Raw genomic sequence first — 8,743 nt, 5'->3', positions numbered from 1 at the left:
GATCCTCACCTGCCACGACGAGTACCTGCTGGCGTCGATGGTGCAAGGCGTGGATGGCGCGCTGGTGGGTTTCGCGACCTTCATCCCGAGCCTGATCAACGACCTGTGGGAAGCCGTGAAGGCCGGCGACCTGAAACGGGCCGTCGCGGTGCAGGCCGTCATCACGCCGCTGAAGGATGCCGTCTACGGCGGCGGCGAACCGACCGGCGAGGCCCATGCGCGCATGAAGATGGGGATGTACCTGGCCGGCGTGCTCGATTCGCCGACCGTGCGCCCGCCCACCGAGGCGCCGAACGATGCCGAGATGGCCGCGCTGCGTGCAGCGGTCGCCCAGGCCGGCCTGCTCAAGCGCTGAGGAGACGCACATGAACCGCCAACACTTCCTTCTTTGCGCCGCCGCCACGGCTGCCGCGCTGCTCGGCCTGGGCACCGGCGCCCGCGCCGCCGAACCCTGGCCCGCCAAGCCCATCACGATGGTCATCCCCTTCCCGCCCGGCGGCACGCTCGACGTGGTGGGCCGGCTGCTGGCGCAGAAGCTGGGCCAGCAACTCGGCCAGACGGTGATCGTGGACAACCGCGCGGGCGGTGCCGGCACCATCGGCGCCTCGGCGGTGGCCCGCGCACCGGGCGACGGCTACACGCTGCTGTTCAGCGCGTCGACCTTCACCACCACGCCGATGACGCAGAAGACCGCCGCCTACGACGTGGTCAAGGATTTCGCGCCGGTGGCGCTGGTGGCCAAGGCGCCGCTGGCGATCGCCGTCAACAAGAACCTGCCGTTCAACGACGTCAAGGGCCTGCTGACCTACGCGCGCGCCCACCCGGGCAAGCTGACTTTCGCGATCGGCTCGACCGGTTCGGCCGGGCACCTGAGCACCGAGATGCTGCGCCGCGCCGGCCAGATGGAATACCTGATCGTGCCGTACAAGGGGTCCGCACCGGCCTACCAGGACCTGATCGGCGGCAGCGTCGATGCCTTCATCGACCCGATCCTCGGCTCGGCGTCGTTCGCGAAGGCGGGCCAGCTGAAGGTGCTGGCCGTCACGTCGAAGAACCGCGTGCCCAGCCAGCCCGACCTGCCGACCGTCGGCGAGACGGTGCCGGGCTACGAGTTCTACAGCTGGTACGGCCTGTGGGGCCCGGCCAGCCTGCCGAAGGAGATCGCGGTGCGCCTGAATGCCGAGGTCAACAAGGCGCTGGCCACCGACATGCGCGAGCAGCTGACGCCGCAGGGGCTGCTGCTGACGCCGGGCTCGATCGACGACTTCGTGCGCTTCCAGAAGGACGACATGGCGCTGTCGCAGCGCATCGTGACCGAGGGGAAGATCCGTGCCGAGTGAACGCCATGCGGTCGTGACCGGCAGCAGTTCCGGGATCGGGCGGGCCATCGCGCAGGCCCTGCTCGAAGACGGCTGGCTCGTCAGCGGCCTCGACCTGGGGCCGGCGACGCTCGAGCACCTGCACTTCCACGCCCTGCGCGTCGACCTGGCCGACGGCGCGGCGACCGAGGCCGTGCTGCAGCACCTGGCCGCCGCCCAGGCCTTCGTGCATGCCGCCGGCGTGCTGCGCGTGGGCAGCCTCGGCAGCCTGCAGGCCGCCGACGGCGAGCTGATGTGGCGCTTGCACGTGGATGCCGCCGAGCGCATCGGCAACCGGCTGCTGCCGGCCATGGCGGCCGCGGGGCACGGCCGCGTCGTGCTGATCGGCAGCCGCGTCGCGCAGGGCAAGGCCGGCCGCAGCCAGTATGCGGCGACCAAGGCGGCGCTGGCCGGCCTGTCGCGCAGCTGGGCGGCCGAGGTGGTGGCGCACGGCGTGACGGTCAACGTGGTGTCGCCCGCGGCCACGCAGACCGCGATGACCGACGACCCCGCCCGGCAGGCCGCCACGCCGGTGCTGCCGCCGATCGGGCGGCTCATCCGCCCCGACGAGATCGCCGCGCTGGTGGGCTTCCTGCTCTCGCCGGCGGCGGCGGCCATCACCGGCCAGGACATCCAGATCTGCGGCGGCGCCTCGCTGCCGCGCTGAACACTCCCCAGGAACCCACCACCATGAAGATCATCGAGATCCGCGAACAGACCAAGCCCATCCAGTCCAGCATCCGCAACGCGTACATCGACTTCTCGAAGATGACGCTGAGCCTGGTCGCCGTGGTCACCGACGTGATCCGCGACGGCAAGCCGGTGATCGGCTACGGCTTCAATTCCAACGGGCGCTACGGCCAGGGCGCGCTGATGCGCGAACGCTTCCTGCCGCGCCTCCAGGAGGCCGATCCGGCCAGCCTGCTCGATGCGGACCGCGACAACATCGATCCGCACAAGGTGTGGGCGACGATGATGACGAATGAGAAACCCGGCGGCCACGGCGAGCGCTCGGTGGCGGTCGGCACGATCGACATGGCGGTGTGGGATGCGGTGGCGAAGATCGAAGGCAAGCCGCTGTTCCAGCTGCTGGCCGAGCGCTACGGCAACGGCCGCGCCGACCGCAAGGTGTTCGTCTATGCCGCGGGCGGCTACTACTGGCCGGGCCAGGGCCTGGAGGGGCTGGAGCGCGAGATGCGCGGCTACCTCGACCGCGGCTATTCGGTCGTGAAGAAGAAGATCGGCGGCGCGTCGCTGGCCGAAGACTGCAAGCGCATCGAGGCCGTGCTGCGCCTGCTGGGGCCGGGGCAGAAGCTGGCGGTCGACGCGAACGGGCGCTTCGACCTGAAGACTGCCATCGCGTATGCGAAGGCGCTGTCGCAGTACGACCTGTTCTGGTACGAGGAAGCTGGCGATCCGCTCGACTATGCCTTGCAGGCCGAGCTGGCGCAGCACTATGCCGGGCCGATGGCCACCGGCGAGAACCTGTTCTCGATGCAGGATGCGCGCAACCTGATCCGCTACGGGGGCATGCGGCCCGACCGCGACTGGCTGCAGTTCGACTGCGCGCTGAGCTACGGGCTGGTCGAGTACCTGCGCACGCTGGAGATGCTGAAGGCGCACGGCTGGTCGGCATCGCGTTGCGTGCCGCATGGCGGGCACCAGATGTCGCTGGCCATCGCGGCCGGGCTGGGCCTGGGCGGCAACGAGTCGTACCCGGACCTGTTCCAGCCCTACGGCGGCTTCCCCGACGGCGTGAAGGTCGACAACGGGTACGTCACCTTGCCGGAGCTGCCGGGGATCGGCTTCGAGGGGAAGGCGGATCTGTACGCGCAGATGAAGGCGCTGGCGGGCTGAGTTGTCGATTCGGCCGGTCGTCGTTCGTCGTGGGGGTGAGGCGGTGGAATCGTTCCACCACGCCACGGATCGACAAAGGACCGAATCATGCATTTGCGGACCGACGCGCTGCACGCGCACTACCGTTGGATCATCGTGGCCGCAGGCGGCGTGCTCGGCTGCGTGGCGATCGGCGGGCTGTTCTCGCTGCCGGTGTTCCTGCGGCCGATCGCGCAGGACACGGGCTGGTCCACCACGGGGATCTCCACCGCGATGACACTGGCCTTCGTGGCGCTCGCGCTCGGCAGCATCGCCTGGGGCTGGCTCAGCGACCGCGTGGGCCCGCGCATCGCGGTGCTGGCCGGCTCCGTGCTGCTCACCGCCGGGCTCGCGCTGTCCAGCCTGGCGACCTCGCTGCTCGCGTTCCAGTTGTCGTTCGGCGCTGTCGTCGGCTTCAGCGCGGCAGCCATCTTTGCGCCGATGATGGCGTGCGTCACCGGGTGGTTCGACACGCGGCGCAGCCTGGCGGTGTCACTGGTGTCGGCCGGCATGGGCATGGCGCCGATGACCATGTCGCCGCTGGCCGCGTGGCTGGTGCAGGGCCACGACTGGCGAACCTCGCTGCAGGTCATCGCGGCGCTGGCCGCGGCCATCATGGTGCCGGTGGCGCTGCTGGTGCGCCGCCCGCCGGCGCTTGCGCAAGCCCCGTCTGCAGCGGCACCGGGCGCGGCGCCGGAGCCGGCCACCTCCGTCGGGCAGGCGATGCGATCCGCGCCGTTCCTGATCCTGGTGCTGACGAGCTTCCTGAGCTGCGCCACCCACTCGGGGCCGATCTTCCACACGGTGAGCTACGCCGTCACCTGCGGCATCCCGCTGATGGCGGCGGTGTCGATCTACAGCCTGGAAGGGCTCGCGGGCATGGGCGGGCGCCTCGTGTTCGGGCTGCTGGGCGACCGCTTCGGGGCCGCGCGCGTGCTGGTGCTGGCGCTGCTCGCCCAGGCGATCGTGGTGCTGGGCTATGTGGCCGCGCGCCAGCTGGGGAGCTTCTACGCCGTCGCCGCGTTGTTCGGTTTCACCTATGCGGGCGTGATGCCGCTGTTCGCCGTGCTGGCGCGCGAGAATTTTCCGTTGCGCATGATGGGCACGGTGATCGGCGGCATCACGATGGCCAGCAGCCTCGGCATGGCGCTCGGGCCGGTGCTGGGCGGGTTGATCTACGACGCGTGGTCCAGCTATGCGTGGCTGTTCATCGGCGCATTCGCGCTGGGCATCGGGGCCTTCCTGTCGGCGCTGGCGTTCACGCGGCTGCCGCGGCGCCAGGCGATCGGTGCGGTGGCCTGAGCCTGGCGGGCTGCTCGGCAGGGAGCTGGGAGATCAATACTTCGCGGCTCGCGAGTGCAGCCGTTCAGACAGAGCCGGCACCGCTTCGGGTGGATCCGTCCGGATCGATGAAGGTCGCCTCTCGGCAAGAGCAGTCGCCCAGCGGCCACGCCCAATCGTCACCTCACCCTAAGGCCAGCCGACGCCGGGTGCCGGAGCCTGGGCGGTGAGGACTTGACCCGTGCGAGGCTCGGCGAACATGCCGGTGGGACCGTTCCATGTGGTCGCCATCATGAACAAGGTACGCCCGTCCGCACCACCGAGTGCGCAGGCGAAGCAGCCGCGGTCTATCTCGACCCTCTGCAGCACCTCACCGCCTTCTCGAACGCGCACGCAACGCTTGTTGGGGACGTCCGAGTACCAGACGGCACCGTCCGCGTCGAGACAGATGCCGTCCGGGACACCATCGCCAAGATCCGCCCACACCCGCCGCCCGGACAGGCTGCCATCCGCGCTGATGTCGAAGGCAGAGAGCCGATTCGCGTAGGACTCCGCGACGATCAGCGTCGCGTTGTCGGGCGTGACCAGCATGCCGTTCGGAAAGGCGAGGCCATCGGCCACCCGACGAGCCGATCCATTGGGACTGACCAGAGCGACGATGCCCGGAGCGAACGGCTCGCCGGCCATGAGGTCGAAGCCGATGCCGTTGACGTATGCGTTGCCCCGTCCGTCCACGACCAGTTCGTTTCCCGCTGGCGGCGTGGAGACCTGGCTCAGGTCGCCATGGGTCACCAGCCTGCCATCCAACTCCTTGCGGAGCAGAAGGCCGTCCCGCGCCGAAACGAGAAGCAAACGCCCATCCGGCAGCCAGCCGACGCAGCATGGAAACGACGGCGCCCGCAGGACGACTTCGCTGTTGCCATCGAGATCAACCGCAATGACCTCGCGCGAGCCCCAGTCGGAGAACCACAGGCGGTCTTCGTGCCAGCGTGGTTGCTCGCCGAAGACGATGCCGGTCATCAGGATCGTGAGGCTCGTCCGGCGGTCCATCGTGGCCTCACTTGCCGTCGAAGGCAGCTTGCAGCGCCGCGATGTCGAGCTTGGTCATCTGCATCATCGCGGCCATCGCGCGCTGTGCCTTGGTGGCGTCGGGGCTCTTGAGCATGTCGATCATGGCGCGTGGCACGATCTGCCACGAGAGACCGAACTTGTCCTTCAGCCAGCCGCACTGGCCGGTGGAGCCGCCTTCGCTCAGGCGCGCCCACAGGCGGTCGACCTCGGCCTGGTCGGCACAGTCCACCGAGATCGAGATCGCCTCGGTGAACGGAAACTGCGGGCCGGCGTTGAGGGCCATGAACTCCTGCCCCTCGATGACGAAGCGCATCGTCAACACCTTGCCCTTGAGCGAGGGCACCGCGTCACCGTAGTGCGACACCTCGAGCACCTTGCCGTTCCTGAAGATCGACAGGTAGTGCTCGACGGCCTCGTCGGCGTTGAAGTTGAACCAGAGGCAGGGGGTCAGCTTTTGCATGGATGTCTCCTGGGGTGGTTGAAGGCTCAGGCGCGACCGCGCCGTGCAGCCGAGGGGGAAGGACGGGAACGGGTGGCGCTCGCGAGGGGCGCTGCCGGCAGCAGCGACGCCACGTACTGGTGGAGGTGCGCGATGGCGCGGCGGGCCGCGGCGGCATCGTGCTGGGCCTTGGCAAGGATGAAGGCACCCTGGATGGCGGCTTGCGCGAAGAGCGCGACATCCAGCGGATCCCACTTCGCCTTGGGTGCATGCAGGCGCTTGGCCTCGACCAGGTCCGCCGCCACGGTTTTGGCGTGGAAGAGGATGGCCCGGTTGCAGGCGTCGCGGATGTCGGGGTGCGTGCTGTAGGTCTCCTGCACCATGGTGCCCAGCAGGCAGGTGAAGTCGGGCAGGTCGCCCTGGATCAGCGCAGCGCGGAAGTCGATGTAGGCCAGCACGCGTTCACGCGGATCGGCCACGCTGCGGAACGGGGCGCTTTCGAAGAGGTTGCCGGTGACGCCCGTCCAGTGCTCGGTGGCAGCGACGGCCAGGTCGTCCTTGCCCTTGAAGTGATGGAAGAAGCTGCCCTTGGTGACACCTGCCTCGCGGCAGATGTCATCGACCGAGCTGCCGGCATACCCCTGCACGCGAATCACGTGCAGCGCCGCGTCGAGCAGCTTTCTCTTGGGGCCTTCGGCGAGTTCCAACATCCCGCACTCCATACCGCTTGGTCGGTATGGAGACAATACCGATCAATCGGTATGGTGTCAAGCGGGGACCCGGATTGGCATTCGACCTAAGTACCCCAGTTCAGCCAGGCGTCCTAGCAACGCCCCGCAAAGCCGCCGACCAATGCCTTGGCCGCGCGTGTCCTCCCTCTCAGTTCGACGCCCTCCGGCACGCATACGGCGTGCCGGGATGCGGGCCTTCGATCAGCGTTTCCCAAACTGATGGATCGGATACCTGCGGTCGCTGCTCTCCCCTTCATGGGCGCTACCTGCTCGCGCATCCCAACCATGACCTCGCGATCCTCGGGATGGATCGAGTGATGAATCGTCGTCAAGACTCAGGAACTCCACAAAAGCCCTCACGGTCGGCGACAACTCTCGGCTGCTCGGGAAGACTACGCTGACCTCCACCGGCGGAAGAGTCCATTCCGGAAACAAGTGAACAAGTCGTCCGGCCTTGATATCGGGCGCACACAGGTAGCCCGACAGGCACCCCAGGCCGACGCCGGCAACCACTTGTCGGTGAATCAACAGAGGATCGTTGATGCTCAGACGCGGCTTGAGTTCGAACCTCTTCTCCTCGCCGTATCGTCCCGAGCCCGACTGCGATGAGTTGCGAGTCGGTCGTCGGTCCTATGCGCACCGTGACGTCGACGCTCTCAGCGATCAGGTCAACGGTTCGACGGGTCAGCTCCAGCGCCACGTTGACATCGGGGTAGCGCTCCAGGAACTCCGGCAGCAGATCGGACAGCACGTTGTACCCGAAGCCGAAGGATTGACTCAAAGTGAACCAGCGAGGGCCGCTTGAGGGCCGGATACCTCTGCGGGGAGCCTCAATCGTAAACAAGCGACCGTTCCGCCACGGGAACACCGTGTTCCCGCTGCCATGTGCGCCGTCTGGCAGACTGCCCGGGCTGATCGCGCTTCAATGAGTTTGTCATATCACCTTGGTGGCACCCGCGAACGAAGGACCGGACGGCACATCGTGGCCATGGCCAACCCTGCAACCCGATCAACAACCAGGAGATGAAGATGAGCAAATCCCAGGAGGCGAAGAAGGTACTGTTCGTGGGCCAGCAACCTGAGACGGTCGACTTCACGGATCCGGCATTGCCGCCCGGTTTCGACGCCACCAAGATCAATGCCGGCATCGCCCTCGGCATGAAGCAGATGGCGGACCGAGGCTGGTATGCGGACCTCTGTCTCGTGCGCCCCGACGAGTCCGCGACAACCGTGCTGGAGCAGCAACTCTCCACCGTCTCCTACGAACATGAACGTGTGCACCCACGCGTTGATGCGCTTCCCTCACCTCCACGTTTCATAGCTTCATGCCCTCACCCTCTCCTCTTCTGAAATCCCGCCAGCAACAGCTCTGGTCCGGCGTTCTGTGCGTGCTGCTGAGCGCGTGCGGCGGGGGAGGCGGTGGCGAGGCGGCCCCGCCCCCACCGGGCCTGGGCGCGCCGGCCCCCGCTCCGGTGCCGGACACCGCGGCACCCACGGTGTCCGCCAGCGTGAACGTGGGCAGCGACACCGTCACCTTCACCGCCACGGCTTCCGACAACGTGGGCGTGACCGAGGTCGTGTTCCGGATGGATGGCGATGCGCTGGAAGGCACCATCGCCACCAAGCCCAACGAGGGCAGGTTCTCGCTGCCGATCTCGATCAACTTGATCGCCGACGGCACGCACAGCGTGGTTGCGCGAGCCCGCGACGCGGCCGGCAACAGCAAGGATTCCAGCGCAGTCAGCTTCGTGGTCCAGCGCAGCAGCACTCCCCCGGAGCCGCCCACCGTCACCGCCAGCGTGGACGGCAATTTCGGGCTGGTCCGGTTCTCCGCCGTCAAGAACATCGTCAACGTCCACCGCGTGGATTTCTTCGTGGATGGCCAATCCGTGGGCCTCTCTCGGGGCACTGACGGTGACGTGCAGTTCCTGGCCTTCGACGTGCGCGGGCTGGCCGACGGCCGCCACAGCGTGGTGGCGCGGGGGGGC

10 protein-coding genes and 1 pseudogene are annotated in these 8,743 nt (G+C 68.0%); 7 read left to right on the top strand and 4 right to left on the bottom strand.

What is annotated here, in order from left to right; genetic code table 11:
- The 5 genes from AC1DXV_RS27505 to AC1DXV_RS27485 form a co-directional block, all read left to right on the top strand.
- Positions 1-355, top strand: a 355-nt coding sequence (locus AC1DXV_RS27505) for a dihydrodipicolinate synthase family protein (protein ID WP_477936551.1), incomplete at its 5' end; no start/stop codon positions are given.
- A gap of 10 nt (positions 356-365) precedes the next feature.
- Positions 366-1,340, top strand: a complete 975-nt coding sequence (locus AC1DXV_RS27500) for a Bug family tripartite tricarboxylate transporter substrate binding protein (RefSeq protein ID WP_477936549.1) — start codon at positions 366-368, stop codon at positions 1,338-1,340.
- The gene (locus tag AC1DXV_RS27495; protein WP_477936547.1) at positions 1,330-2,025 is read left to right on the top strand and encodes an SDR family NAD(P)-dependent oxidoreductase; all 696 of its coding nucleotides are present in this window, start codon (positions 1,330-1,332) and stop codon (positions 2,023-2,025) included. The genes AC1DXV_RS27500 and AC1DXV_RS27495 overlap by 11 nt, the downstream gene beginning before the upstream one ends.
- Before the next feature lie 23 nt (positions 2,026-2,048).
- On the top strand, positions 2,049-3,215 hold the full coding sequence (locus tag AC1DXV_RS27490; protein ID WP_477936545.1) for a mandelate racemase/muconate lactonizing enzyme family protein: 1,167 nt from the start codon (positions 2,049-2,051) through the stop codon (positions 3,213-3,215).
- 87 nt (positions 3,216-3,302) lie between these two features.
- Positions 3,303-4,535, top strand: coding sequence for an MFS transporter (locus AC1DXV_RS27485; protein ID WP_477866661.1), 1,233 nt, complete (start codon positions 3,303-3,305; stop codon positions 4,533-4,535).
- A gap of 168 nt (positions 4,536-4,703) precedes the next feature.
- Here the strand turns inward: AC1DXV_RS27485 and AC1DXV_RS27480 are convergent, their stop codons facing one another.
- The 4 genes and pseudogenes from AC1DXV_RS27480 to AC1DXV_RS27465 all read right to left on the bottom strand — a co-directional run bounded on the left by AC1DXV_RS27480 (position 4,704) and on the right by AC1DXV_RS27465 (position 7,623).
- Complete coding sequence (locus tag AC1DXV_RS27480; protein WP_477936543.1) at positions 4,704-5,564, bottom strand: SMP-30/gluconolactonase/LRE family protein; 861 nt, start codon at positions 5,562-5,564, stop codon at positions 4,704-4,706.
- A 7-nt stretch (positions 5,565-5,571) separates the two neighbouring features.
- The gene (locus tag AC1DXV_RS27475; RefSeq protein WP_477866657.1) at positions 5,572-6,045 is read right to left on the bottom strand and encodes a VOC family protein; all 474 of its coding nucleotides are present in this window, start codon (positions 6,043-6,045) and stop codon (positions 5,572-5,574) included.
- A gap of 26 nt (positions 6,046-6,071) precedes the next feature.
- Entirely contained in the window at positions 6,072-6,734 is a 663-nt protein-coding gene (locus AC1DXV_RS27470) for a TetR/AcrR family transcriptional regulator (RefSeq protein WP_477866655.1), read from the bottom strand.
- A gap of 222 nt (positions 6,735-6,956) precedes the next feature.
- Positions 6,957-7,623: pseudogene (locus tag AC1DXV_RS27465) on the bottom strand (substrate binding domain-containing protein).
- A 161-nt stretch (positions 7,624-7,784) separates the two neighbouring features.
- On the opposite strand from AC1DXV_RS27465, the gene AC1DXV_RS27460 reads away from it, so the two are divergent.
- Both AC1DXV_RS27460 and AC1DXV_RS27455 read left to right on the top strand, forming a co-directional pair.
- The gene (locus AC1DXV_RS27460; protein WP_477866653.1) at positions 7,785-8,105 is read left to right on the top strand and encodes a hypothetical protein; all 321 of its coding nucleotides are present in this window, start codon (positions 7,785-7,787) and stop codon (positions 8,103-8,105) included.
- Between the two features lie 146 nt (positions 8,106-8,251).
- Positions 8,252-8,743: Ig-like domain-containing protein (locus tag AC1DXV_RS27455; RefSeq protein ID WP_477936541.1), on the top strand; the 492-nt coding region annotated here is incomplete at its 3' end.

The sequence above is a fragment of the Rhizobacter sp. P3_C12 genome, from assembly GCF_056402735.1.
Note: the sequence above shows the minus strand (reverse complement) of the source record. Positions and strands in the feature narration are given on the sequence as shown.

Coding starts and splice junctions, on each gene's coding strand:
- AC1DXV_RS27500 (WP_477936549.1), top strand. CDS start 366: ATGAACCGCCAACACTTCCTTCTTTGCGCCGCCGCCACGGCTGCCGCG.
- AC1DXV_RS27490 (WP_477936545.1), top strand. CDS start 2,049: ATGAAGATCATCGAGATCCGCGAACAGACCAAGCCCATCCAGTCCAGC.
- AC1DXV_RS27485 (WP_477866661.1), top strand. CDS start 3,303: ATGCATTTGCGGACCGACGCGCTGCACGCGCACTACCGTTGGATCATC.
- AC1DXV_RS27480 (WP_477936543.1), bottom strand. CDS start 5,564: ATGGACCGCCGGACGAGCCTCACGATCCTGATGACCGGCATCGTCTTC.
- AC1DXV_RS27475 (WP_477866657.1), bottom strand. CDS start 6,045: ATGCAAAAGCTGACCCCCTGCCTCTGGTTCAACTTCAACGCCGACGAG.
- AC1DXV_RS27470 (WP_477866655.1), bottom strand. CDS start 6,734: ATGTTGGAACTCGCCGAAGGCCCCAAGAGAAAGCTGCTCGACGCGGCG.
- AC1DXV_RS27460 (WP_477866653.1), top strand. CDS start 7,785: ATGAGCAAATCCCAGGAGGCGAAGAAGGTACTGTTCGTGGGCCAGCAA.